The 26789-nt window shown below is 60.3% G+C and carries 19 protein-coding genes and 1 tRNA gene; 8 read left to right on the top strand and 12 right to left on the bottom strand.

Features of this window, described 5'->3' with window-relative positions; translation table 11 throughout:
- Positions 1-22: 22 nt before the first annotated feature.
- The 6 genes from HZA03_03460 to infB all read right to left on the bottom strand — a co-directional run bounded on the left by HZA03_03460 (position 23) and on the right by infB (position 12377).
- Positions 23-3205 carry a PAS domain S-box protein gene (locus tag HZA03_03460; GenBank protein ID MBI5637012.1) on the bottom strand — a complete coding sequence of 1061 codons (3183 nt, stop codon included), beginning with the start codon at positions 3203-3205 and terminating at the stop codon, positions 23-25.
- Between the two features lie 182 nt (positions 3206-3387).
- Positions 3388-6840, bottom strand: coding sequence for a transcription-repair coupling factor (gene mfd, locus HZA03_03465; protein ID MBI5637013.1), 3453 nt, complete (start codon positions 6838-6840; stop codon positions 3388-3390).
- Positions 6841-6949: 109 nt separating this feature from the next.
- Positions 6950-7240 (bottom strand): GIY-YIG nuclease family protein, encoded by a 291-nt coding sequence (locus HZA03_03470; GenBank protein MBI5637014.1) that lies wholly within the window; start codon positions 7238-7240, stop codon positions 6950-6952.
- A 243-nt stretch (positions 7241-7483) separates the two neighbouring features.
- Positions 7484-9823 carry a Smr/MutS family protein gene (locus HZA03_03475; GenBank protein ID MBI5637015.1) on the bottom strand — a complete coding sequence of 780 codons (2340 nt, stop codon included), beginning with the start codon at positions 9821-9823 and terminating at the stop codon, positions 7484-7486.
- Between the two features lie 24 nt (positions 9824-9847).
- Positions 9848-10006 (bottom strand): hypothetical protein, encoded by a 159-nt coding sequence (locus HZA03_03480; protein ID MBI5637016.1) that lies wholly within the window; start codon positions 10004-10006, stop codon positions 9848-9850.
- 4 nt (positions 10007-10010) lie between these two features.
- Positions 10011-12377 carry a translation initiation factor IF-2 gene (gene infB, locus HZA03_03485; protein MBI5637017.1) on the bottom strand — a complete coding sequence of 789 codons (2367 nt, stop codon included), beginning with the start codon at positions 12375-12377 and terminating at the stop codon, positions 10011-10013.
- Between the two features lie 314 nt (positions 12378-12691).
- On the opposite strand from infB, the gene HZA03_03490 reads away from it, so the two are divergent.
- A complete protein-coding gene (locus tag HZA03_03490) occupies positions 12692-15295 on the top strand; it encodes a PAS domain S-box protein (GenBank protein ID MBI5637018.1) in 2604 nt (867 codons plus the stop codon).
- A 13-nt stretch (positions 15296-15308) separates the two neighbouring features.
- Here the strand turns inward: HZA03_03490 and rnhA are convergent, their stop codons facing one another.
- Both rnhA and HZA03_03500 read right to left on the bottom strand, forming a co-directional pair.
- Positions 15309-15806, bottom strand: a complete 498-nt coding sequence (rnhA, locus tag HZA03_03495) for a ribonuclease HI (GenBank protein MBI5637019.1) — start codon at positions 15804-15806, stop codon at positions 15309-15311.
- 2 nt (positions 15807-15808) lie between these two features.
- On the bottom strand, positions 15809-16570 hold the full coding sequence (locus HZA03_03500; GenBank protein MBI5637020.1) for a hypothetical protein: 762 nt from the start codon (positions 16568-16570) through the stop codon (positions 15809-15811).
- Positions 16571-16788: 218 nt separating this feature from the next.
- On the opposite strand from HZA03_03500, the gene HZA03_03505 reads away from it, so the two are divergent.
- The 6 genes from HZA03_03505 (at position 16789) to HZA03_03530 (ending at position 19807) form a co-directional block, all read left to right on the top strand.
- Complete coding sequence (locus HZA03_03505) at positions 16789-17562, top strand: DsbC family protein (protein ID MBI5637021.1); 774 nt, start codon at positions 16789-16791, stop codon at positions 17560-17562.
- Between the two features lie 67 nt (positions 17563-17629).
- The gene (locus HZA03_03510; GenBank protein ID MBI5637022.1) at positions 17630-18157 is read left to right on the top strand and encodes an HPP family protein; all 528 of its coding nucleotides are present in this window, start codon (positions 17630-17632) and stop codon (positions 18155-18157) included.
- A gap of 10 nt (positions 18158-18167) precedes the next feature.
- A complete protein-coding gene (locus HZA03_03515; GenBank protein ID MBI5637023.1) occupies positions 18168-18665 on the top strand; it encodes a universal stress protein in 498 nt (165 codons plus the stop codon).
- The gene (locus HZA03_03520) at positions 18662-18952 is read left to right on the top strand and encodes a cytochrome c (GenBank protein ID MBI5637024.1); all 291 of its coding nucleotides are present in this window, start codon (positions 18662-18664) and stop codon (positions 18950-18952) included. The genes HZA03_03515 and HZA03_03520 overlap by 4 nt, the downstream gene beginning before the upstream one ends.
- Before the next feature lie 124 nt (positions 18953-19076).
- Positions 19077-19152 (top strand) — tRNA-His (locus tag HZA03_03525).
- Positions 19153-19438: 286 nt separating this feature from the next.
- Positions 19439-19807 (top strand): response regulator, encoded by a 369-nt coding sequence (locus HZA03_03530; protein MBI5637025.1) that lies wholly within the window; start codon positions 19439-19441, stop codon positions 19805-19807.
- A 75-nt stretch (positions 19808-19882) separates the two neighbouring features.
- Here the strand turns inward: HZA03_03530 and HZA03_03535 are convergent, their stop codons facing one another.
- The 4 genes from HZA03_03535 to HZA03_03550 all read right to left on the bottom strand — a co-directional run bounded on the left by HZA03_03535 (position 19883) and on the right by HZA03_03550 (position 25149).
- Positions 19883-20623, bottom strand: coding sequence for a tetratricopeptide repeat protein (locus tag HZA03_03535; protein MBI5637026.1), 741 nt, complete (start codon positions 20621-20623; stop codon positions 19883-19885).
- A gap of 21 nt (positions 20624-20644) precedes the next feature.
- Complete coding sequence (locus HZA03_03540) at positions 20645-22348, bottom strand: tetratricopeptide repeat protein (GenBank protein MBI5637027.1); 1704 nt, start codon at positions 22346-22348, stop codon at positions 20645-20647.
- A gap of 234 nt (positions 22349-22582) precedes the next feature.
- On the bottom strand, positions 22583-24760 hold the full coding sequence (locus tag HZA03_03545; protein ID MBI5637028.1) for a bifunctional (p)ppGpp synthetase/guanosine-3',5'-bis(diphosphate) 3'-pyrophosphohydrolase: 2178 nt from the start codon (positions 24758-24760) through the stop codon (positions 22583-22585).
- Entirely contained in the window at positions 24760-25149 is a 390-nt protein-coding gene (locus HZA03_03550; protein ID MBI5637029.1) for a cupin domain-containing protein, read from the bottom strand. Before HZA03_03550 ends, HZA03_03545 begins: the two co-directional genes overlap by 1 nt.
- 44 nt (positions 25150-25193) lie before the next feature.
- Between HZA03_03550 and secA the strand changes: the two genes are divergently transcribed.
- The coding region (secA, locus tag HZA03_03555) for a preprotein translocase subunit SecA (protein MBI5637030.1) at positions 25194-26789 on the top strand (1596 nt) is incomplete at its 3' end.

Below are 26789 nucleotides of genomic sequence, written 5' to 3' on the forward strand. Positions count from 1 at the left end.
CCTATGGCTCAGAATGACCGCGTCAGGGAAAATATTTTCTGATGCCGGGGAGCAGTTCGGCGGAGACATCTTTTTTCGTCATGAAGACGTCCGCGCCCAACGCCACGGCGCGATCCCGCTCCTCGACGGCGGCGCCGGTGAGGGCGATGACCGGAATGGCGCGCGATGACGGCGCCGACTTGAGCGCTTTAATCAACGCAAAGCCGTCCATGCCCGGCATATAGAGATCCACAATAACGAGATGGGGCGGCCGCTCGGCGATTTTCTCCATCGCTTCCCCGCCATTGGCGGCGGCCTCCACCTTCACCCGCGTTTTCCGCAGAACCTCCCTGACCAGTTCAATCCCGTTGGGGTCGTCGTCCACCACCAGCACAACCGGATCGGGCATGGGAAGAACGATCGAAAAAACGCTTCCCCGCCCCACGGCCGATTCCACGCGGAGGTCTCCCCCGTGGGCCGTGGCGATGTCCTTGCACAGCGGCAATCCGAGGCCGGTTCCCGTTTCGCCCCCGGTTCCGGCGGTCGATGTCTTGGCCTCGTAACTGAACAGCGTTTCAATGGCGGCGGCGGGAATTCCCACGCCGGTATCGGTTACGGCAATCACGGCGGGATTCCCCGGCGTGAAGCCGACGGTGGCCGAGCCCCCCGCGCGGGTGAACTTGACGGCGTTGGTGAGGAGGTTCAGCAGCGCCTGATATAGCAGCGGCTCGTCGGCGTATACACGCGCCCCTTCCGGCACGTTATTGACGACGGCCACCCCTTTTGCCCGGGCGGCATGGGCCACGGCCCCGGCCGCTTTCGCGGCAAGGGGGCGCAACGGCAAGAACGCGGCATACAGCATAAAACGTCCGCTTTTCAGGCGGCTGGCGCTCAGCAACTCGTCGATCATGCCGGCCATTTCACGGTTGCCGTCGAGAAGTACCGTCAGGATTTCCCGTGTGTGCTGATCCATCGCCGCCGTCCCGTCCTCCAGCAGGAGTTTCAGGTGCCCCCCGGCGATAACCAATGGGCCGCGCAGATCATGCGATACCAGCGAGACGAACTTGTCCTTCATCTCCGTCGCTTTTTCGGCGCGCTCCTTCGCCTCCACCAGCGCCCGCTCGGCCTCCTTGCGGGCCGAGAGGTCGCGCATGGCCACCATCCGCATCTGTTTTCCGCGGTAATTGATGTAGCGCCCCCGCACCTCGCTGGGGAAAGGCGTGCCGTCGGCCTTTAAGCCGGTAAGCTCGAACGGGCGGGAAACCGGCGCCTTGAGTTGTTTGATAACGGTCTCATGGGATTCCTTGGCCAAAAGATCAAGCACATGCTTGCCGATCAGCTCCCGCTCCGGGTATCCGGCCATGGCGTGGGCGGCGGGATTGGCGTCCACGATGACCCCGCCGTCGTGAATCACCATCCCCTCGAACGACCCGTCAAAGAAATGCCGCAGCCGCTCTTCCTGCAACCTGATTATTTCTTCGGCCCGCAATTGTTCCGATATGTCGCGGAACACCACCATCATCGCCGGACTTCCCTGATACGAGAACGGCATCGCGGCCACCTCCACATCAATGGGCGTGCCGTCAAGTTTCAGGAACTTCTCGCGGATAAGCGGCAATGCCTTCTCGCCGGACTGCATGGCGCGGATCCGCTGCTTCACCAACGGACGGTCATCGGGATGGACGAAATCCATCAATTGCCGCCCTTCCAGTTCGGCGGGACTTTCGGCGCCAAACACTTTCGCGGCGGCATCGTTGACAAAGCGGACGTAACCGCCCGAATGCACCACCAGCGGATCGGGGAGAAGCGATACCAGCGTGCGGTAGCGTTCCTCGTTTTCCGTCAACGCCGCTTCGGCCAAATTGCGCGCGGTGACGTCATGCACGGTGGAGTGTATGAGGGAACGTCCCCCCACGGTGACCGGGCTGCTGTAAACCTCCACATCGCGGATTTCGCCGCTGGCAAGCCGGTGCTTAAAATGGAAGCAGGCGCGCCGCTCTTTTTTGGCGCGCTCCGCTTCCGCCTTCGCCTCATCCGGGGAGAGGGTGTTGATGTAGCTGATCTTCATCTGCCGCAGGTCGTCTTGCGGGTAGCCGTAAAATTCGGCGGCGGCCTGGTTGGCGTCGATGATCCCGGCGGTGGCCGGGTCCGTCAACAGGTTCACCATTCCGTTCCGCTCGAACATCTGGCGGTAGAGATCTTCGCTCAGGCGCAACGCGGCCTCGTATTCCTCGCGGGCCGCCGCATCGCGGAAAACCACCTTCATGATTTTTTTGCCGCCGTATTCCACCACCGCCAGGGTGAGGTCAACCGGCAGGCGGGCGCCGTCTTTGCGCAACAGGGAGAGCCTGTTGACATAACCGCCGCCGCCGCGTTCAACATGGCTTACCGCGTTCATGATGCGCGGCAGTTCTTCTTCCGGGTGGATTTGGAGCATCCGCATCCGGAACAGTTCATCGCGCGTATAGCCCAGCGTTTTAAGCGCCTTTTTGTTGGCCTCGATGAAGACGCCGTCCATCTCCGCCAGCAGGATGATGTCCCCCGCGTTGTCCACGATCATCCGGTATTTCTCTTCGCTTGCGCGCAAGGCGGCTCCGGCCAACTCGCGCTCTTTCAGAAGGGCAAGCAGCCATTCGGCGCGCCGCATTTCCATTGGCGCTTCCCCTTTCACGGAGGGAGCGGGGAAGTTCCCGAAAAGCACCCCTTCATATACCAGCCGGGGGTGGCGGGCGATGGCATTGAAAATAACCTCGGCGGAGCAGCCGTCCAACCGGTATTGGCACATGCCGGCGGCATGGTGCGCGCGCAGAAACGCGTCCATCCGCTGAAAGCCGCCATCCGCGCCGCCGCCCAGGCATTGGAAAAAATCGCCGGTGATCCGGATGCCGATATAGCCGGCGTCCTTGGCCTCTTCCAGCGCCCTTTCCAAAACCCCCGCGGGGGAATCACCGGAAACCTGAAAGCCGCCGCTGTTTTTAATGACCAGTCCGCCCGCGCGGTGCGCCTCTTTCAACTCCGGGGCGCGTTGGATCAACTCGGCCAAAACCGCTTCCGCCGGGGACTCGCCGGTTATCAAAAGACAGCGCTCGCGCCGCTCCAGGCCGATTTTCAGGAAAGGGACAACCGCATCGTACATCTCCGCTTCGGCGCGGTAAAAAAGGCCGAGATGTTCGTATCCCTCAACCCCCCGCAGGGCGGTGCAAAGTCCGGCGTTATCCGTCCCCATATTTCCCTCTTTGTCATTCTGAAAGCGCGTCAGCGACTCTGTCATCCTGAGCCGCAGGCGAAGGATCTCTTTCCGGAAAGGGATTCTTCGCTACGCTCAGAATGACAAGCATAAATAGTCTTTCAGTGCGCGGCGGCCAGCGCCAATCGTTCGCGCCTATTCTAGCATGCCGGGAACGGGTATTATTCCCTGCGCGCGGCGGCGTCCGTGGCGCAGTGGGAGAGGTAGGCGGCGACGGCGGCGGGGATTTTTTCGGGGGCCATGCCGGTGATTTCAATCCGGATGCGGTTCTCGGCTCCGGCGGCGATTTTACCCTTAAAAAACTTCGGGGCGTTGGCGGCCAGCAGCGGCGCGGGGTTCGGCTCTTTGGGAAAGGCCATGCGAAGCTGGTTTCCGGTCAATTCCACCTTTTCCAAGCCCAGCTTTATCCCGGCCATCCGTATCGTTACCGCTTCCACCAGCTTCTGGGCCTTGTCCGGCGGCGAGCCGAAGCGGTCGGCCATCTCCTCGGCCACCTGCTGTATCTCGTCGGTGTTCTTGGCCCGGTAAAGGCGGCTGTAAAAATTCATGCGCTGGTCCAGCGGCGGGATGTAGGCGGCGTCAAGCTTGCCGGTGAATTCAAGCGCGAGGGCGCATTCCGCCGCGGCGGGAGGTTTGCCGGTGCGCAGCTCCTGCACCGCCTCTTCCATCATCCGGAGGTAGGTCTCGAAACCGACGGCGGTGATCTGGCCGCTCTGCTGCGGCCCCAGCAGGTTGCCGGTGCCGCGTATCTCCATGTCGCGCGCCGCCAGCTTGAAGCCGGAGCCAAGCTCGCTCAGTTCCTCCATCGCCTTGATCCGTTTTTTCGCCAGCGGCGCGAGCGTATCGGGCACCAGCAGATAGGCGTACGCGCGGTGGCGGTCGCGGCCCACGCGGCCCCGCAGCTGATACAGCTGCCCCAGGCCGAACTTGTCGGCGCGGTTGATGATGATGGTGTTGGCGTTGGGGATGTCCAGCCCGCTTTCCACGATGGTGGTGCATACCAGCATGTCTATCTTGTGGCGGATGAAGCGGTCCATCTTTCCCGAAAGTTCGTGCGCGCCCATCTGCCCGTGGGCCGCCTCCGCCCGCACGCCGGGAACAAGCTGCTTGAGGTACCGCGCCATGTTTTCGAGCGACCGCACGGAATTGTGCAGGAAAAATATCTGGCCGCCGCGGCTCAGCTCGCGGTTGATGGCTTCAACGATGGTCGGCTCGTTGAACTTGCGTATCAGCGTCTTGATGGAGAGCCGGTTGGCGGGCGGGGTGTTGATGACGCTGATATCGCGGATGCCGGAAATCGCCATGTGCAGCGTGCGGGGGATCGGCGTGGCGGTGAGCGTCAGCACGTCCACCGTCTCGCGCAGCTTTTTCAGCTTCTCCTTATGCGCCACGCCGAACTTCTGCTCCTCGTCGATAATGACCAGCCCAAGCGAGGGGAAGTGTACGTCTTTTTGCAGCAGGCGGTGCGTGCCGATCACGACGTCGATTTCGCCGGCGGCGATCCGTTGCACCGCTTCTTTCTGTTCCGCCGGCGTCACGAAGCGGCTCAGCATCGCCACCTTCACGCCGAACGGCTCCATGCGCCGCTTGAAATTTTCAAAGTGCTGGTTCACCAGCAGCGTGGTGGGGGCCAGCAGCGCGGTCTGCTTGCCGTTCACCGCCGCCTTGAACGCGGCGCGGATGGCCACCTCGGTCTTGCCGTACCCCACGTCGCCGCAGACCAGACGGTCCATCGGCTTCGGCGCCTCCATGTCGGCGATCACGTCGGCTATCGCCTGCGCCTGATCCGGCGTTTCAAGGTAGCCGAACGAATCGGCGAATTCGCGCTCGTGGTGCGCCTCCTTGCCGTGGGCGTAGGCCTCGCCGGTCTTGCGGCGGGCGTAAAGCTCCAGCAGTTCCTTCGCCATCCGCATGATCCCCTTCTTCACCTTCTCCTGGGTCTTGGCCCACGTCTTTCCCCCCATCCGGTCGAGCACCGGCTTCGCCCCGCCACCACCGGAAAATTTTTCCAGCAGGTGGATGGAGGAGATGGGAAGAAAGAGCCGCTGGTCTTCGGCGTATTCGATTTCGAGGTACTCCTCCGCCGCCCCCCCGGAGCTGATCGATTTGAGGCCGTGGTACTGCCCCACGCCGTGATCGCGGTGCACCACATAGTCGCCCGGCTTTACATCGGCGAAATCGGTGATGAATACGGGGGCCTTTTTCCGCGCGGCGCGGCGCGGTTCGGCGTGGCGGCCAAAGATTTCCTCTTCCGTAACGGCGGCGAGCTTGATCGCGTCGAAAGTGAATCCTTCGGGGAGCGGTGCGGCGGCGGCGAACAATACGGGGGGTATCTGTTCGCCGGAGGCAAGCCGGAGGATGAGCTGCGGCACCTCCGGCGCGGGAAGGCGCGCAAGCCCCATCTCTTCCTCGGCCAGCAGCTTTTCCACGCGAGCGATGGTCTCTTCGCCGCTGGCGGCCAAAAGCGTGGTGATGCCGCGCGCGCTCCGCTCGCGGCAGTCGTAAATGAAGCGGCTGAACGCGCCCCGCAGCCGGTCCGCCTCGCGGGTGGCCACGGTGACGCAGCGTTCGCTTTCCGGCTCGTCGGCTATCTCGTGAAAATCGAGGCCGTCGGCCGCCTCCAGCAGCAGTTCCAGCTCTTCGCGCGGCGCGTAAAGCAGGGCGGGAGGCGGAAAAATATCCCCCCGTTCCTTCGCTTCGGCGTATCCGCTTTGTATCTCTTTCCCAAAAAGGTCGAGACGCTCTTGTATCTTCTCCGGTTCGCAGACGATGACCAGCGCGTCCGGCGGCAGATGCGCCAGCGGGGCGGCGGCATCGGGGTGGAAAAACGGCAGGTAGTGCTCCATCGCGGGGAAGAACTGCGCGTTGAGCACGCGGCTTTTGAGAAGATCGAGCTTTACGTTGTTCTCTTTTTCGTATTGTTCGATGTTCGCGGCCACCTCTTCCGGCTTGACCGACAGATAGTGGGTATCCTTCACGGCGGTCAGCAGGGCGCTCTCGGCCTGTCCGAGCGAGCGTTGCGAATCGGAATCGAAGCGGCGGATGCCCTCCACCTCGTCGTCGAAAAACTCGATGCGCAACGGCGCGGCCTCGTGTGGCGGGTAGCAATCCAAAATGCCGCCGCGGAATGCGAACTGTCCCGGCTCCTGCACCGGGTCGGTATGGGCGTAACCGGCGAGCGTTAAAAAGTTTCCCAGCCGGTCACGGTCGGCGGTTTCCCCCACGCGCAAGGAAAAAACGCTTTCGCGCGCCACGCGCGGCGGCGGGGCTTTTTGCAGCAGGGCGGCGGCGGTGGTGACGGTGATGGCCGGCGCGCCGGAGGCAAGCCGGTGGAGCGCCAATGCGCGCGCGGCGGCGATCTCGGGAAGGTGCGAGAGCGGCTCGTACGGCAACGTTTCCCACTGCGGCAGGTAGAGCAGGTCGTCCCGCCCCGCGAGGTGGAAATCGAGGGCAGCGGTAAAACGCTCCGCCTCCGCATTATCCGCCGTGATTATCACGATGTGCCGCTTGCGCTTGAGGAAGAGTGCGGCGGCGCAGAGCGCCTGCGCGGCGGCGGTAAGCCCCTGCAGCCGTTTGCGGGCGCGGCCCGGTTCAAGTATCGCTAAAAGGGACATGGGGATAAAGAATAGCAGGAAGCGCCGTTCCCGGCGAAAAAATCTCTTTTCCTGTCATCCCCGCGCAGGCGGGGATCCAGTCATAATTTCAAAGCTGTTCTTCCCCAACCTACATAAGCCCGTCATACAGGTCTTTCCAATCCGGATTCCCTTGCTCAATAAGCCGCAGCTTCCACTTCCTCTCCCATTTCTTGAGCTGCTTTTCCCGCATGATCGCACCATGCACGCTGCCGGTGTGTTCATAATAAACAAGTATCGTTATCCCATATCGCTTCGAGAACCCTTCCACCATCCCGTTTTTGTGTTCATAGACTCTTCGCGCAAGATTATTGGTCATGCCAATGTACAAAGTGCCATTACGCTTGCTGGCCATGATATAGACGAAATACTGCTTCATCAGTAGTCAAGAATACTGGATTCCCGCATGCGCGGGAATGACAAGAAAGGACATAGAAATAAGAATAACAGGAAGCGCCGCCAGCGGCGAAAAAAATGAGCGGTGGAAAAGATTTAACCACGAATATCACGAAGGACACGAATGGGAAAATGCGAAATGAATTATGGGGTTATTATTCTTGCTTGCTTCCATCCCCACCATTTCTTCGTGCTATTCGTGGTTGAAAGAAAATGAAGTGAGTAGTGGTCAGTCTTTCAGTTCGGCGAGGGTGACGGCGTCGCCCCCCTCGGCGGCGGCGCCGGGGCCGTACCCCTTCACATATGAACAGGTCTTGAGGTAGTCCAGCACCCTGCCGCGGACGATGGCGCGGCCATGGACGATCTTCACCCGCTCGGCCCCCGCGAGAAGTTGGGAATCGAGGAATTTGTCCAGCGCTTCGCAGGCGTCCTCGCCGGTCATGCCGATCAGGTTTATTTCGGGGGCCTCTTCGGCGGCGGGGAGCATCATGCGGCGCGCGGGGGCGGCGTCCAGCGCGGCCTTCTCCTTTATGCCGATGACCTCGTCGCGCCCCAGCGTCATGCGGAGTCCCCGGCAGAACACTTCCACTTTTCCGTCGTCGGTGATCTTCGCCAGTTGCGCTTCGCGGTCCAGCGGGAGAATCCAAACGGCATCCCCCTGTTTGAGATGTTCCAGCGGCACCGAATCAGGGCGTTTGATGGCCGCCACCATTTCGGTTTCCATCTCCTTCAGACGGCGGGCGGCTTCCTCTTTTGCTTTGGTGTCCTGCGTGCGGGTTTCTTCCAGCATGGCACGCAACTCGGCGCGGGCCTTCGCCACTTCGTCCTTCAGCCGCTGTTTTTTATCCCGCTCGAAAGCATCCTTGGCCCGTTCGGCCGCTTCCCGCTCGCGTTGCAAACGGGCGCGTTCGGCTTCGGCCCCCGCCTTCTCTTGTTCAAGCTCCGCCACGCGGCGGCGCATCTCGTCCGATTTCTTTTGAAGGTCCAGAAGGGCCACCTGATAAATATCGTGCGTGCTGGAAAGGAGGCTCTTTGCTTTTTCCATGACCGAGGCGGAGATGCCGATGGCGGCCGCCACGTCGAGCGGATGGCTGACGCCGGGGTGTCCTTTGGCAAGGTGGAACGTGGGGCGGCCATCGGCCCCGAACCCCATCGCGGCGTTGACCAGCGCGGGGTTTTCCTGCGCGGCGACTTTAAGCTGCGGCAGGTGGGTGGAAACAAAAACGCGGCAATCCTTCGCCGCGAGATCCTCCAGTACCGCCTGCGCGAGGGCCGACGCCTGCGCCGGGTCGGTGCCGTTCAATATTTCGTCGATGATGACCCATGTACCCGGCCCGGCGGTTTCGAGCGCCTCCTTGATGCCGCGCAACTGCGCCGAGAAGGTCGATTCACCCTCGGCGATGGATTGCTCGTCGCCGGCGATGGCGTGGAGTTTTTCCACAAACGGGAAGCGCGAGCCTTCCCCCACCGGCGGCAATACGCCGCTTTGGGCCAACAACGCGGCCAGCCCCACCGATTTCAGCATCACCGTCTTGCCCCCCGCGTTGGGGCCGGATATCACCAGCACCTTTTCCTGTTGGGTCATCAACAGGTCGTTGGGCAGCGGTTTCTCCCCCGCCAGCAGCATCAGCGGGTGACGCACGGCGCGCATGGCGATGCCGCCGGGGGCGAAGGCGGGCCGCGTTCCCCCTATCGCCAGCGACACGGCGGCCTTGGCCGCAACCGCATCCAGCCGCGCCATAGCGGCGTGGCAGGCGGTGATGGTATCGGCGTTTTCGCGCAGCATGGCGGCGGCTTCGCGCAGCAGGCGGTAGATTTCCTCATCGCGCTCGGCGGCGGCCTCGCGCAGGGCGTTGTTCTCCTTCACCAGTTCCTGCGGCTCCATGAAAACCGTTTTGTCGGTGGCTGATATGCCGTGGATGATGCCGGGAAAAACGTTTTTGAATTCCGCTTTCACCGGCAGCACCACGCGGTCGTTGCGGATGGTGACATAGGTATCCTGAAAACGCCCCTCCAGCCCGGCCCGCGTGAGCATCTCCTCGGCCTTTTTGTGGATGCGCCCGCGCAACGCCGCGATGCGCGATTCCAGCTCCATGAGCAGCGCGGTGGCGTCCGGCTTCACGCCGCCGTCTTCGGAAAAAGTCCTGCTGAAAAAAGCCGTGATCTCCTCCAGCGAAACGAAACCGGCGGCGGCGGCGTGCAGCGCCGCTTTGTCCGGGTTGTCCCGCAAAAATTCATCCAGCCGTTCGGCCCCGCGCAGGAAGCGCCACATGATCTTGCAGTCGTCTTTTTCGGGGACGGCCCCCCGCTTCACGCGGGCCAGCGCGGGAGCGGGATCGGGTATCGCGTTGGGAAACAGCAGGCCGCCCCCCTTGAGCAGCGGCAGCATCTCCACCGTTTCGTCGAGCAGATGTTCGGCCTCTTCGCGCGCGGCGGCGGGCAGCAGTTCGCGGCAGAGGCCGGCCCCGGCCTCGGTGCGGCAGTGCGCGGCGAGCGCGTCGCGCAGCAGGCCGAATTCCAGCGCCTTGGCGGCGCGCGTGGCGCCGGATGCGCGCGGTTTTTGCGTCATAGGGCGCGGCGGAGAGCGTGGAGGTTACGGTTCATCGGGCTTGGTCGCCGCCTCTTTTTCGCGCCGGGCGCGCAGACGGCGTTCGCGGTTCTGGCCATAAGTGAACCAATTGACCCAACTGGTTATCCGCGCGGCGATGAGCACTCCCGCCCCCAGGATGAGGAGCGGGACCCACCACGCCATGGGATCAGACGTTGGCGGTCTGCGCCGCCTCTTCCTTCACGAACAGTTCGATGATGTCGCCCACCTTCACGTCGTTGTAGTTTTCGAGGCCGATGCCGCATTCGTAGCCGCTGGCCACTTCGCGCGCGTCGTCCTTGAACCGCTTGAGCGATGAGACGGTGCCGGTGTAAATCACCACGTTATCGCGTATCAGGCGGCACTGCGCGTTGCGGCGGATGAGGCCGTCGCGCACCATGCTGCCGGCGATGGTGCCGACATTGGAAACCCTGAAGGTGTTGCGCACCTCGGCGCGGCCGAGGGTTCGTTCCACTATCTTGGGCTTCAGCATCCCCTTGACGGCGAGACTGATGTCGTCGGCCACTTCGTAGATGATGTTGTACAGCCGCATATCGATCTTTTCCCGGGCGGCCAGCGTCTTGGCCTTTTCCGTCGGGCGGATGTTGAAGCCGATGATGATGGCGTCGGATGCGTCAGCCAGCATGACGTCGGTCTCGGTGATCGCCCCGACGCCGGAGTGGATCACCTGCAGCTTCACGGTTTCGAAAGAGAGCTTGCCAAGCAGTTCGGCCACGGCATCGCCGGAGCCTTGCGTATCGGCCTTTATGACCAGCTTGAGATCCATCATTTCGCCTTCGTGCAGGCTTTCCAGCACGTTGTCGAGGCGGACATGCTGCTTCACGGCCATCTTCTTGTCGCGGGCGGCATCCTGCCGGGCCTGGCTGATCTGGCGGGCCTTGCGGTCGCTCTCCACCACGGCCAGCAGTTCGCCGGGAGGGCAGGCATCGGCGGCGCCGAGCATTTCCACCGGCATGGAGGGGCCGGCGTCCTTGACATTCTCCCCCTTGTCGTTGACGAGGGCGCGCACGCGTCCCTGAAACTGACCGGCGACGAAGATGTCGCCCAGCTTGAGCGTTCCTTTATTGACGATAAGGGAAAGAACCGGCCCGCGGCTTCTGTCGAGCCGCGATTCGATGACGGTGGCGACGGCCATTTGATCCGGCTCGGCGCGAAGGTCGAGCACTTCGGCCTGCAGGCCGAGCATTTCGAGAAGCTGATCCAGCCCTTGCCCGGTCTTGGCGGAGACCGGGATGAATATCGTCTGGCCGCCCCATTCTTCGGCCACGAGGCCGTAGTTGAGCAGGTCTTTTTTCACTTTTTCCGGATTGGCGCCCGGCTTGTCGATCTTGTTCACCGCCACGATGATGGCGACGTTGGCCGCCTTGGCGTGGTTGATCGCCTCGACGGTCTGCGGCATCACGCCGTCATCCGCCGCCACCACCAACACCACGATATCGGTCACCTTGGCGCCGCGGGCGCGCAGGGCGGTGAACGCCTCGTGGCCGGGAGTATCGATAAATGTGACGGTTCCCTTGCCGTAATGGACGCTGTACGCGCCGATGTGCTGCGTGATGCCGCCAGCTTCGCCGCTGGCAACCTTGGTTTTGCGAATGGCGTCCAGCAAAGAGGTTTTGCCGTGGTCGACGTGCCCCATGATGGTGATCACCGGGGGGCGTATCGGCAGGTGCGAGGTGTCGGCCACCACGGCCTTGATCTTATCCAGCGCGAGGGCTTCCTTCACCTTGACGGTGTAGCCCATTTCCTTTGCGAGGTTGATGGCCACTTCCACGCCGAGGGTTTGGTTCACGGTGACGGCGGTTCCCTTCATGAAGAGGCGCTTGATGACTTCGGCCACCGGCACGTTAAGCCGTTCGGCGAATTCCTTGACGATCATCGCCTCTTCGATAACAACCGACCGGGCGGCTTCTTCCACCTTCTTGCGGTCTTCATCGGCGACCTGGCGCTCCAGGGCGCGCATTTCGTCTTCCTCCTTGCGGCGGCGGCGCTCGTCGTCCTTGCGCTTTTTCTCATCGGCCTTGCGGCGCTGGGCCTCTTCGGTGCGGCGGCGGTCTTCGTCGGCGCGGCGCTTGGCGTCTTCGGATTTTTTCTTGTCTTCGACCACCTTGCGGGCCGCGTCTTCCGTTTTCTTTTTTTCCGCGGCAACCTTGGCGGCGGCGTCCGCTTCGGCCTTTTTGCGTTTTTCCGCCGCTTCGTCGGCCTGTTTTTCAGCCGCCGTGGCCGCGCCGGCTTCAACGCCGGCGGACGGCGCTTTTTCCTTGGCGGCCACTGGCGCCTTTTCCGGCGCTTTTTCCTTGGCGGATCCCCGTTTTTTGGCAAGCTTGAGCGTCTTTTCGCGCTCTTCCTTGCGCGCCGCGGCCGGCATGTTCCCCACCGCTTTTCTTATCTTCTCGGCATTGGTTGGATCAATCGCGGAAGAGGCGGTTTTCTTTCCCGCCACGCCCATCTTCGCCAGCGCGTCGATGATGAACGCGCTGGTTATGTCCAGTTCCGATGCCAGTTCGCTTATTCTCATTAAAATCTCCTATAAGCGGGTTACTATATCACACTTGCGGGAACGTGCGCGCCCAACGCGGTTTTTTTCGCCGGGGAGGGCGCGGGCATACATTCACGGCGTCCCATTCCAATTTTTCAGGATAGCGCCGCCCCGCCGCCGGCAAAGTGAAAAACCGCCATTTCCCGGGAATTGGCCGTTCCAACAATTAACACTTCGGGGTTATAGCCAGTTCTTGCTTTATAAAGTAATCTTATAGTCATTAGAGGGGAATCGAATACCGGCCGGCCATAAACAACATGGTCAACCAAATCCATGGCGTGGAGGAGGGACTGATGTCTGGACATAACCAGCTTCCGCTGGACATCTTTAATTCATTTGAGGATGGGGTCTATATTGTCGGCCAGCAGCATGACATCGAATACATCAATCCCGTTATTGAACGGGAATTCGGCAAGGTTGATGGGCGCAAATGCCATGAATATTTCCATGGCCGCGCGGAAATGTGCCCCTGGTGCGGGAGCAGCGAGGCATTTGCGGGCAAATCCGTAAAATGGGAATGGTGTTCGACCGATAACGGCAGGCACTACGAACTTCTGGCCTTCCCCATCCCGAACGCCGGCGGCGGCATATCAAAGCTGGAAATACGCCGTGATGTTACCCGGCAGAAGAGTTCCGAGGAGCGGATGCGGCTGCTGCAAAACGCCATGGAACATGCGGACGAAACGCTCATCATCACCGACGCCGAAGGCATAATCGAATACGCCAACCCCGCCGCCGAAAAAAGATCCGGCTATCCCATCGCGCACCTCCTGGGGAAAAAACCGAGCGTCTTTAAAAGCGGTCTCCACGACGCATCGTTTTACGGGAACCTCTGGAACACCATCAAGGCCGGCCGGATATGGAAGGGAAACATCGTCAACCGCAAAGCCGACGGCTCCCATTACGAGGAGAACGTCACCATCAGCCCGGTGCCGGGGGCTGGCGGAGCGATCACCCATTTCGTCTCCATCCGCCGCGATATCAGCGAACAAAAACATCTGCGGCAACAGCTTTACCAAACCGAGAAACTCTCCTCCGATCTCAAACAGCGGGAAAAGAACATCTCCTTCGAGATGCACGAACTTAAGAAAATCGTGGAATCCAACACCGACACGTTCTATGCGATCAACCCCGAAGGGAGGCTGATCAAGTGGAACAGGACGCTGGAAACGCTTACCGGCCTTCCCCCCCAAGAACTGATGCTCAAACCGGCGGTGGAATTCTTCCATGAAGAGGACAGGCCGCTTATTTCCCAAAAAATACGGGAAGTGTTCGAAAAAGGGTACAGCGATGTCGAGGCCCGGTTTATCAAAGGGGATGGAACCTTCGCCTGGCATCTATGTAACGGCTATTTGCTCAAGGACGCAAATGGCGCCGTCACCGGCTTTGCCGGCACCGGCCGCGACATCTCCGAGCGCAAACGGATGGAAGAGACGATGCGGCGGAGCGAGGAGCGTTACCGCGAGCTTTTCGAGAACGCAAGCGATTATGTATATACAAACGATCTGTCCGGCTTGTTCACCTCGGTGAACAAGTCTCTATGCGAACGGAGCGGTTACCGGCCCGATGAACTGGCCGGGGCGCCCATCGGCAAACTGGTGTCCGCCGCAAGCCTTGAGAAGGCGCGCACAATGACCGAAGCCAAGACCAAGGAAGGACGCTCCTACACCCGGTACGAGCTGGAGATCATCGCCAAAAACGGCGAGATCATTCCGATAGAGCTGAACTCACGGCTGATCATCGAGAACGGCAAACCGGTGGCGGTACAGGGAATCGGCCGCGACATCAGCGAGCGCAAACGGGCGGAGGAGAAGCTGAAAGCGGCGAAAGAAGAGGCGGAGGCCGCCACGTTGCTCAAGGACAAGTTCATCTCCCTTCTCTCCCACGACCTCCGGGCGCCGTTGTCCACCGTTACCCTCCTGCAGAAGGTCGCCATATCGAAGCATGCGGATTCCCGTTGCGATGAGTGCATGACCATGCTCGGTAACTCGATTGGCATCTGTGAAACGATGCTGAAAATGACGGACAACCTTCTTGAATCGGCCAAACTGCAGACCGGGAATATCCAGTTGCGCAGGAGGATATGCAACGTTAGGGACATCTGCGATATCGCCATAGACGACCTACGCCACCTGGCGGAAACAAAAGGTGTCGTCTTGAAAAACGAAGTGCCGGCCGACGCCAGATTTTATCTGGATAAGGCTCTTTTCCAAAGGGTGGTCCACAACCTTGTGATGAACGCGGTGAAATTCTCCGCCAAAGGCGGCATGGTCACCGTATTCCTGCCCGGCGGGAACAACAAACAGCTCGCGGTCAAGGACGCGGGAACCGGTATCAGCAAGAAGCTGTTGCCCGACCTCTTCAAGTATGAGATCAAAACCTCAACCGCCGGGACAGCCGGGGAACAGGGAACCGGTTTCGGGCTTCCGATAAGCATGGACATCATGAAAGCGCATGGCGGCACGATACGGGTAACATCCCAAAAAGGGGAAGGTTCCACGTTTACCGTTGAAATGCCGGATATGAGGCCGTTGGTACTGGTTGCGGATGACGATGAAGTGTCGACTTTTGCCCTCCGCACATACCTGGAGAATATGGGCGCCGAAGTATTGGCGGCCCAAAATGGCGCCGAAGCGTTGGAGATCGTTCAAGAGCGGGAGCCGGCCCTTATAATCACCGACCTTAAAATGCCGGTGATGGACGGCTTCGCCCTCCTTCATAACCTGAAAACCGGCGCGAAGCATTCCCATATACCGGTGATCATCATAACGGGAAGCAACATGGGCGATATTGATATTCGCCAAAAAGCCTTTGAGCACAAGGCCGACGATTTCATAACCAAACCGCTGTCCGAGCCGGATTTCATCCCGCGCGTAAGCAGGTTCATCGCCGACTGACCGCCGCGCCGCGTCAGATGCGGCGTTTTTGATGGGCGGCGGCGTTGTTGGCGAGCGTGTTGCACCGCTCGTTCTCGGCGTGGCCGTCGTGTCCGCGCACCCAAGCCCAGCGGATGCGGTGCTTTTGGGCCTGCGCGTTGAGCGCTTCCCAAAGTTCGCGGTTCTTCACCGGCTGTTTGCCGGCCGTCTTCCAGCCGTTGCGTATCCACCCCTTCATCCACTCACCCATCCCTTTCACCAGGTATTGCGAATCGGTGGTGACGGTCACATCGCACGGCGTGGCGAGCGACTTCAGCGCTTCCAGCGCGCCGGTGAGCTCCATTTCGTTGTTGGTGGTGGCCGCCTTGCCGCCGGAAAGTTCGGTGTCCTTGCCGTCAATGCGGACGATGGATCCCCAACCGCCGGGGCCGGGATTGCCGTGGCAACTGCCGTCGGCGAATATCTCCACGCGCGGCCTGGCGGCCTTGCCGGCGCCGGGAGCGGGGAAAAGCGGTTCCTGCTGGCGGTTCACCGTCAGAAATCGAAATGCGCCTGCCAGGTCATCAAGTTCCCCGCGCGCGCATTGGTGGCGGGATCGCCCGGAGGCCACCCCTTGGCTATTGCTTCTTCGTTATAGCGGATGTAACCGATGACGAGCGTCGCCTTTTCGCTGAACGACCAGCCGATGCCGAAGGTGACCGCGCCATAATAGCTGCGGGTTCCCATATAGTCGATGCCGAACCAGAGCTTTTCGTTGACCTCGGGCATGCGGCGGTCGAAACCGAGCATCAGCCCGTGGCTGTCGGCGTCGCCGGCCGGATTTTTGAGGAAGTACGAGTTGCCGAAGAAGTAGCCGACGCTGAAACGGCCGATGAAGGAGACGGTCTTGGATGCCTCGCCGTAGACGATGTTGATGTCGTTTTTGAATTTGTCGGTGCCGGCGTCATAAATGCCGATGGCGAGGATCGGCCCCCATTTGCCGAAGGCCTCTTCGGTGGTGGCCGCTTTTGCGTGGAAGGTGAGCGGGTAATCGTACGGTTCGCGCATATCGACCCCCGCTTCAATCTGAAAGGTGCCCGCATCGAGGAGACCGGCTGAAAGGCCGAAGTTCGCCGGTTCGGCGTGGCCGCCTATGTCCCGCTGGCGGAACATGGTGGTGTTGTTTTCAATGGCCAGATGGAAGGTGCCATACGGCTGCACGTCGGTGGAAGGAATATGCATCAGTTTTGACGGCGTGGCATGGGCCGTCCCCGCGGCGAGAAGGATGCAAACGATAAATGTCAGCGGCTTTTTCATCGGAACCCCTCAAATACCCAAGTTTAACTTTTCAGCGGTAATGGGCGGAAAAACAACAAGCGCGCCCGATCAATAAACATCCTTTATTTAAAGTTGTTTTATTCTATTTTATGCATTATGAAATGTCAACACTACCCAACATTGGGCCACGGGGGGTTGTTGAGGTTGTTGTGGTATAGTTGGAACTTCGATGTAAAAACCGCGTACGAGGAGAAATCATGGGCGTGAAAAGAATGATAATTGCGGCGTCGGTTGCGGCGCTGGTCTGTTTCGGCGGCGCGGCGCAGGCCGCCAAAGATGCCACCGCACAGGTGATGGAAGAATTGCGCAAGATCAACCCGGCCGCCCCGCTGGACGCGGTATCTAAAACCGATATTGACGGCCTGTACGAAGTGGTGATAAACAGCCAGATATTTTACTTCCATCTCAAAACCAAGACGCTGTTTTTCGGCGAAATGGTCCGCGACAAAAAGTCGCTGACGGCGGAACGGAAAACCCAGATACAGATGCTGCTGGTGCAGTCGCTCCCGCTGGACAAAGCGGTTAAAATCGGCAACGGCCCCAATGCCGTGGTGGAATTCAGCGACCCGGATTGCCCCTTCTGCCGCAAGGCGGATGCGTGGCTGCAAAACCGGCAGGACGTGACGGTTTACCTTTTCTTCTTCCCGCTGCCGATGCACCGCGACGCCGCGAAAAAATCGCGCAACATCCTCTGCGCCCAAAACCCCGTCGAGGCCTTCCGCGAAACGATGGCCGGCAAATGGGACAAGAACTTCGACCTCCCCGCGGGATGCGAGGAAAAGGCGAACCCGGTCTTGGAAGAGCATATGAAGTGGGGGCAAAAGCTGGGGGTGACCGGCACGCCGGCGTTCTGGATAAACGGCGTTGGAGTGGCCGGTGCCGACATGGAACGGGTTGAAGGCCTTCTGAAACGCAACGGGGGAGAGGAGGCCAAGAAGCCGGCCGCCCCGAAGGATAATCCGAAGAAGTAGCCTCCACCGTCTGGATGACATTAATCATGCCGGGCGGCGCGTGACGCACTGTTGACGGGAAACAGGGATGAAGCAAAGCGGGTTCGTGGAATACCTGAAAAAATTCGGGGGACAGGGTGCCGATGCCCCCCCGCGCGTAAAGACCCGCTACATTTTCTGGTCCTGGCTGGGGGCCTTTTGCGGCATTTTCGCCGTGGCGGCCATTACTTACCGCTCCGGGGTGCCAATGATGATCGGCTCATTCGGCGCGTCCGCCGTCCTGATCTACGCCGCCATCGAAGGGCCGCTGTCGCAGCCGCGCAACCTCGTCGGCGGCCATGCCATCAGCGCCGTCATCGCGGTGGGCATTTATCAGATGTTGGGGAACACCGAGTTTTCCATCGCGCTGGCGGTGTCGCTCGCCATCGTGGCGATGCTGGCAACCCGTACGCTCCACCCGCCGGGGGGAGCCACCGCGCTTATCGGCGTCAGTACAAAAGCGGGATGGACGTTTGTGCTCTACCCCGTGTTGGGGGGGGCGCTCGTCCTGCTTATGGTCGCATTGGTGGTCAACAATCTCGCATCCGACCGCCACTATCCCAAAAACTGGATATAATAGGGTCATCATGAAAACAACATATAAAAATGTTCTTGTTGCCGTGCCGCCCCCCGCGCACGAGTGGTATGCGCTCTCCTCCGATGCGTTGCGCAAGGCGGCCGCCACTCTTTCGCTGGTGCCGGGCGTTCACCTCACCTTCATGTCGGTCTATTCCGCCATGGAAACCGTCGGCGACGGCGAGGTGAATCTGCTCCCCCCCGAAGTGCTGCGGGAACTCAACGAGACGCGCGAAAATCAGCTCAAGGAAAGCGTCGCCGCATATGTGAAGTGGTTCACCGATAACGGCATCTCCTGCGAGGTGGTGATCGAGGAGGGGGACGATCCCGCCGATACGGTGGTTAGGGTGGCCAAGAGACTCAATGCCGACCTCATCCTCGTGGGATACCATCACGACGAAGGGCTGTTCGACCTCTTCCTGCCGGACGTGGCAAAACGCGTGGCGAAACACGCCCCATGCGACGTGCTGCTCATTGCCCCCAAAAAAATCCAGGAGGAACGCCGATGACCCGGAACGTGAAGACCTTTGCGTTGTTGCTTGTTTTGAGTCTTGCCGCCGCCGCGTATGCCGCGGATGGTTCCGAGGGGAAATCGCTCTTCCAGGGGGAAAAATACCGCTGCTACTCCTGCCACGGCAAAAACGGCGAAGGAGCCAGCGCCCCGGGATTCAAGGGGGTGGGTAAAAAGTATTCGCAAAGCGAAATGATGAAAAGGGCGGCGCACAACTGCCCCCCCACCGGCGCATGCAACCCGAAAGAACTGGAAGCCATCATCTCTTATTTACGGACGATATAGTTTTCCCGAGGATTGCGGCCCGGCCGGCGGGCGTTCCGGAGATGCCCGTAAACTGCCGTTGCACGCCGTCTCCTTCTTGCAATTGTCCAGTTTTTGGCTATACTTGTTTCTTCATTTTTGGATGGTGAGTGTAGCTCAGCTGGTAGAGCAATGGGTTGTGGCTCCATTGGTCGCGGGTTCAATCCCCGTCACTCACCCCATAAATTCCCGTCTGCTCCGTCAGGGACTTGAAGCGAGCTTCCGGCGCGACCGATAAGGGAGCGCAAACAGGCATGGATGCCTGATTAGGAAGCGAGGCGGCCCGCAAAGCGCGGGCGTGATGCGAGCGCGTATGTGGGCAATCCCCGTCACTCACCCCACTTTTTCCCCTTAAGCTTTGATTTACCCCCCCTTTTCCGGTATAGTTAGCCGAGTTGGGGTAACTGCACGATGCGGTTTTACCATGAATAATAAAGAGGGAGCGTTATGGCAGAACTTGATCCGAATATGCGGGTGCTGGTGATTGACGATTTCGCGACCATGCGTAAAATAGAAAAAAACATCCTGGGCCAACTCGGCATTAAAAACGTGGACGAAGCCGACGACGGGTCCACCGCGTTGCCGAAGCTGAAAGCCAACAAATACGACGTGGTGCTGCTGGACTGGAACATGCCGAACATGACCGGCCTCGAGCTGCTCAAGGCCATGCGCGCCGAAGATTCGCTCAAAACCCTCCCGGTGATCATGGTCACCGCCGAGGCGCTGAAGGACAACGTGGTTGCCGCCGCGCAGGCCGGAGTTAACGACTACGTGGTGAAGCCCTTCACCGCCGGTACGCTGGAAGAGAAACTGAAAAAAGTCCTCAAGCTGACCTGACCCTTTTCGCCTTGACCAGGCCGTCTCCCCGCGGGACGGCCTTTTTTTCCGGCCGGTTAAACACGGCGGATGCCGTTACAGCGCCTTAAGAAGATCCAGCGCTTCCTTGAAATCCGGTTTTATCGCCAGCGCCTTTTGCAAGGCCTCCCGCGCTTCGGCGGTCTTCCCCCACTCCTTGTAGGCGCGGCCCATATTGAAGTGGAGCGCCTCGTCGGCGGGATCCATCGCCGCCGCCTTCCGGTAATTGCGGATCGCTTCCTCGAACATGCCGCTTCGGCGCAGCGTTATCCCCAGATCGTTCAGGGTGTGCTTGTTATCCTCGCTGTAGAGGGTGTCGATGGAAGCCATTTTCTCGAAATGCTCTTTTGCCTTGTCCACCTCGCCCAGCGCCAAGTGGGCCTGCCCTTTCCCGAGATGGGCGTCCAGACGTTTGTCGTCCACCTTGAGCGCCTGGCCAAATTCGAAGGTGGCGGAGTTGTACTCCTTCTTTTCCAGGTGCTCTTCCCCCTTCCGCACTTTTTCTTCCACTGCCGCCGCCTTCTTTTCTTCCGGGGTCTTTTTGCGGAGATCGCACTCGTGCGTGCCGCAAGCCTTGAAGCGGACGGCGAATTCTTCCCGCGTGATCGATTCGGCCACTATGGGCGAGGGGGAGCCGTCCGGCTTGAGATAGCAGATGTCCACTTCGCCTTTGGCGTTGTCTTTAGCGAAGTAATGCAGGTCATGATGGTCGGTCGACACCTTGTGCGTGCCGGCGGTTCCCATCTGGAGTATCTTCCGTTCGTAATAAATGCCGCTGATTTTTATTGGTGTGTCCATGGGCGCCTCCCGCAAAAGGGGTTAGTTAACGCCGCCGGACTGTTTTTGGGCGGCCCTGAATTTCTCGAGTTGCGCGTGGAAATACGGGTTGGCCGGCCGCAGCTTGATCGCCTTTTCGATCAGGCCGATCGCTTTATCGTAATCCTGCCGCTGAAAGTAGATTTCGGAAAGGGTGTCGATGTAGTCCGGCACATTTTCATTGTAGCGCATGGAGGCGATGGAATATTTCTGCGCATCGTCAAGCTTCCGTTTTTGCTGCGCATAGAGCCAGGCAAGGCGGTTGAGCGCGGGAGCGTAATCGGCGTCGATCTCCAGGATTTTTTTGCAGAAGTCCTCGGCCTTCCCCGCGTCGCCCCGGCGGCTGTAGGTGATGGCCAGCCCCAGGAATGACCGGATGTTGTTGGGGCTTCCCTGAAGCGCGGTTTGGAACATCTCCATCGCCTTGTCGGTTTTCCCCTGCGCGAGGTTGATGTATCCCTGATTGTTGACCGCCTCGGTTCCCCCCGGGTCGAGCCGGGCGTAAACATTGAAATACTCCATCGACTTATCCTCAAGGCCGGCCTTGTGGCAGGCATACGCCAGCTCGTAGTACACGTCTTTGTTGCCGTTCGCCTTCCCCGCCGCTTCGGTGAAGGTTTCAATCGACTCGTTAACCCGCCCCAGCTTTTTCTGCAGACGGCCGATTGTCATGAGATCGTCGAAATTGCGCTGGCTCTGGGCGATTTTATCCCGGTAAATGGCGAGCGCCTGTTCGGTTTTACCGGTATCGGTATAGAGCGCGAAGAGTTCCTTCGCCGCCGTTTCGGCCATATCGGACCGCTTTTCCAGCAGCAGGGTATTGAGCGCGATCAGCTTTTCGGTATCCTTCGCGGCGGCGTACCATTCCTTCAATTTCGCCACGGTCTTGTCGTCCTTGGGGTGTCCGCTCAGATATTCGAAGTAGTTGGCCGCGGAAGCGTCGACATCCCCGGCGTTCTCCTGCGCCATGGCAAGCCGCTTCACCATTTCCGGTTCGAGCGGGGCAAGCTCTTTCACCCGTTCATACACGGCCGAGGCGCGCCGCCAGTGCCCTTCCTCGAAATAGGCGTCTCCCAGCGTCAGCAGCTTCTGCGCGTCGCTGCCGGCGAAAGTTTCATAGACGTAGCGGGAAGCCATGCTGGTTCCCATTTTGTCCTTGGCCCTGATGACAAACCATGCCGATGGAATCACCAACGCCAGCACCACGGCGGCGGCCACCGCAATTACCTTCTTTTTACCGGAGCTTGGCGCGGCGTCAGCCTCTTTTTCACCGTCCGCGGAGCGCGGCTGGCCAAAACCGGTGCTGGCCCAAAATGTCTGCAGCGTGGTGTTGAGCGTTTTTTTCAGCTTGGATTCCTTGGGCTCGAAAAACCCGGCGGGGAGCGATTCAGGCATGGTACACATGCCGCGGAAAAGCGCGCCTTCTTCCGAAATGAAAGCGGGGGTGTCGATATTGCCGGTCAGCTTGCTGCCGGCGAGAATGGATATCCGCGTGAAGCCGCGGATATCGCCATTGATCTCGCCCATGTTAAAAAGCGAACCGACATCCACCTTTGCGTTGATCTTCCCGCTAGGGCCGACGATAAGCGTATCCGGCGTTTCAATGGCTCCCTTGAAGTACCCCTCAAACCGGAGAGCCCCCTTGAAGAGGAGCTTCCCCTCCATTCGGACACCATCGCCGCAGTACGAGTTCAGTTCATCATGCATTACCTTCAGGTTTATATTTTGAAAACGGCCGCAAGTCAAGATGTTTTAGCTGTTTAGCATACTGCCCAAATATCCGGACAGTACGCTTTTTGCCACGCTGAACCTGTTTTGGAAGCGGGAATCCGGGCGGTACATGCATTCCCGCGTGTCGTTGCCGTGGCGGGCAAAACCCGATCGGTTGCCGGTACCGATGCCAGGCAAGCGTCCGCTCCACCCAAAATCAAGGCGGAGGGGTTAGCGTTTTTCGGCGCGGCGGGCATCCATGATCCGTTCAACGCTCCGGATGCCATCCAATTTCCGCACCGCCCCCAGTATTCGTTGCAGGTGGTTGAGGTCTTCTATTTCCACCGTGAGATCCAGATCCCCTTCCATCGGGTTGCTGGCGGTCACGGCGGCGGAAGCGATGTTCGCCTCGCACTCGGCGATGGCGGCGGAAACCCGCGCCAATATGCCGGGGCGGTTGAGGCTCTTGATGAGGATGCGAACCGGCCGCATCTGTTTTTTCGCGGCGGTCTCCCAACGGGCCTCCAGCAGCCGTTCGGGATCGGCTTCCAGCGATTTAAGCGAAGGGCAGCTTTTGGCGTGGATCACCAACCCATGCCCGGCGGAAATGTAACCCAATATCGGATCCCCCGGCACCGGGTTGCAGCAGCCGGCGAAGCGGATCAGCATGTCGTGGATGTCGCCCACGCGCACCCCCAGGTTTTCGGTCACGCTGGCGATGTAGTTTTTGCGGCGCTCCTCCACCGCGCGCCACTTTTCGGGGGGAAGCAGCTTGTGCAGCACGGTGTAGGCCGAAAGGGACGAGACCCCCACCCGGTCGAGCATCACCTCGGCGTTTTTGAAGCCGAGCGCCAGCGCGGCGGCCTCCATCGCATCTTTCGTCCAATACGCCGCCGGGTCCAGCCCGTGACGCCGCAATTCGTTCTCCACGATCTCGCTCCCCAGCCGCAACGATTCCACCTTTTGCGCGCCGCGGATATACGCCTTTATCTTCGCGCGGCCGTGGGAGGTAACGGCGATCTTGAGCCAATCGCGCACCGGGTGCTGCTCATTCGAGGTGAGCACCTCCACCACGTCGCCGTTGCGCAGCGGATAGTCGGGCGGAACCGGCTTGCCGTTCACCAGCGCCCCGAGGAAGTGGTTTCCCACATGGGTGTGGATGGCGTAGGCAAAGTCTATCGGGGTGGCCCCGGCGGGGAAGGCTTTCACCTCCTGCTTCGGCGTGAAAACGTAAACCTCGTTCGGGAAGAGATCCATCTTGAGGTTGTCGATGAACTCCTCCGAGTTGTCCACGCTGAGGCCCAGTTCCAGCAGCCGCTTCACCCAGATGAAATTCTCGTCGTCCTTGGCGGGGGGGCGTTTCCCCTCCTTGTAGCGGAAGTGGGCCGCCACGCCGTCTTCGCTGTTGCGGTGCATTTGCATGGTGCGTATCTGGAACTCCACCCGCCGCCCGGTGTGCGTGAGCACCGTGGTGTGGATGCTTTGATACATATTCTCCTTCGGCAACGCAATGTAATCCTTGAACTTGCCGGGGATCGGCTTCCACTTCGAATGGACAAGCCCCAGCACCTTGTAACAGTCGAGCAGGCTGTTGGTGATGATCCGTACGCCGATGAGATCGTATATCTGGTCGAAGTCGAGCGCCTGCTCGGTCATCTTGCGGTAGATGCCGTAAAAATGCTTGAAACGCCACGACACCTGCCCCATGATTTTTTCCTTCAGCATCAGCTCGCGCGTCTGGGCGCAAAGGCTGTTGATGAACTTGTCCAGCTCCTCCTGCCGCTCTTTCATCAGGCCGTCGATCCGCTTGTACTCGAACGGCATCAGGTACTTGAAAGCGATATTCTCCAGTTCCACCTTGATCCAGTGCAACCCGAGGCGGCTGGCCAGCGGAGCGTAGATGTCCATCGTCTCCTGCGAGATGAACTTCTGCTTCTGCGGGGGAATGTAATCGAGCGTCCGCATATTGTGGAGGCGGTCGGCCAGCTTGATGAGAACCACGCGCAGGTCGGTGCTCATGGCCAGTATCATCTTGCGCACGTTCTCGGCCTGCGATTCCTCCCGGCTGGCGAAGGTGAGGCGGCTCAGCTTGGTCAGCCCCTCCACCAGCCGCAACACCTCCTCGCCGAAGAGGGCGCGGATGCGGACGGGGTCGGCTTCGGTGTCCTCCAGCGTGTCGTGCATCAGCCCGGCGGCGACCGAAGCGGTATCCATCTTCATTTTGGTGAGAATGAGCGCCACCTGCATCGGGTGGTTCATGTACGGTTCGCCGGAGAGGCGCACCTGCCCCTTGTGCGCCGCCGAGGCAAACGCATAGGCCCCCAGTATTTTGTCGACATCGCCGTCCGGCTGGTATTCCCGGACGGCGTCGATGATCTCCTCCAGGTGAATCGCCCGAAGCGCCTGCATCAGATCACCTCTTCCCGCGTCCGGGTCAGCCGCCGGGGGGACGGGCCGTAAAAGCAGACGACCGTGAGATCGCCCGTGCCGCGGTTTATCACCGCGTGCGGCACTCCCTTGGGGATATTGACGGTGGCATTGCGCGGGCGGAGCGTTTTATTCCGGCCGTTGTGGCGGATGACCACCGCGCCGCCATCCCCGATGCAGATGAGATACTCGTCATGGTGCGGGTGGACGTGGTTCCCCCGCACCGCCCCCGGCTTCAGTGTGGCGATGTGGAAATCCTTGAGGTTTCCCGCCTGGAGCCGGCGCGCCACCGCCGCCGCCGGGAATACCACAATCCCCCGCGCGTCCTTGAAAATCCGCGCTTTTATTGTTTGTATCGTTTTTTTCGGCATAATTTCTTTCCAAACGCAAAGACTGTGCATATATAATAGCCGCCATGTTTGGAACCTTGGTAAAGAAAATATTCGGCAGCCGCAACGACCGCGAGATCGCCCGCATCCGCGCGGCCGTCGTTCAGATCAACGCGCTGGAAGACGGCATGCGGGCGCTTTCCGACGAGGGATTGCGCGGGAAGACCGCCGAATTCCGCCAGCGGCTGGCGAACGGCGAAACGGTCGACCAGCTTCTTCCCGAAGCATTCGCCGTGGTGCGCGAGGCGGGGAGGCGGACGCTGAACATGCGCCACTTCGACACGCAGCTCATCGGCGGCATCGTGCTGCACGAGGGGAAGATATCCGAAATGAAGACCGGCGAAGGAAAGACCCTGGTCGCCACACTGCCGATCTACCTCAACGCGCTCCCCGGCAAAGGGGCGCACCTTGTCACGGTGAACGACTACCTGGCCCGCCGCGACTCCGAATGGATGGGAAAACTCTACAACTTCCTCGGCATGAACGTGGGGGTCATCCAGCACGGCCTGAACGACGAACAGCGCCAGCAGGCCTATAACAGCGACATCACCTACGGCACCAACAACGAATTCGGCTTTGACTACCTGCGCGATAACATGAAGTTCAGCGCATCCCAGTGCGTGCAGCGCGACCTCCATTTCGCCCTCGTTGACGAAGTGGACTCCATCCTCATCGACGAAGCGCGCACGCCGCTCATCATCTCCGGCCCCGCCGAGGAGAGCACCGACAAGTACGCCGCCGTGAACAGGATAACCCCGGCACTGCTGAAAAAGGACGTCTACTACACCCACGACGAAAAGGCCCGCTCCGTCATGCTTACCGAAGCGGGGGTGGCCGCCGCCGAAGAGGCGCTGGGGGTGGACAATCTATACGATCCGCGCAACGTGGAGATACTGCACCACCTCAACCAGGCGATGAAGGCCCACATCATCTTCCACCGCGACGTCGACTATGTGGTGAAGGACGACGAAGTGCTCATCGTGGACGAGTTCACCGGCCGCCTGATGCCGGGCCGCCGCTACAGCGACGGGCTGCACCAGGCGCTGGAGGCCAAGGAAGGGGTGAAGATCGAAAACGAAAACCAGACGCTGGCCACCATCACCTTCCAGAACTACTTCCGCCTCTACACCAAGCTGGCCGGCATGACCGGCACCGCCGACACCGAAGCGGCCGAGTTCGACAATATCTACAAGCTGGAAGTCATCTGCATCCCGCCCAACCGCCCGATGATCCGCCTGGACCAGGCGGACCTCATCTACCGCACGGCGGAGGAAAAATACGACGCCATCATCGATGACATCGTGGCCACCAACGCGAAGGGGCAGCCGGTGCTCGTCGGCACCATATCCATCGAAAAATCGGAAAGACTCTCCGCCATGCTCAAACGCAAAGCGGTCAAACATAACGTGCTCAACGCCAAGCAGCACGAGCGCGAAGCCGAGATCGTGGCGCAGGCGGGGCGCAAAGCGTGGGTGACCATCGCCACCAACATGGCCGGCCGTGGAACGGACATCATCCTCGGCGGAAATCCCGTGTTTCTGGCCAAGTCCAAAGTCAAAGACGGCGAGCGGTCCGACGATTATCCCGTGGTTCTGGAGGTCTCCAAGAAGCAATGCGAAGAC

This window comes from Nitrospinota bacterium (genome assembly GCA_016217735.1).
In the GTDB taxonomy this organism is placed as follows: domain Bacteria; phylum Nitrospinota_A; class UBA7883; order JACRGQ01; family JACRGQ01; genus JACRGQ01.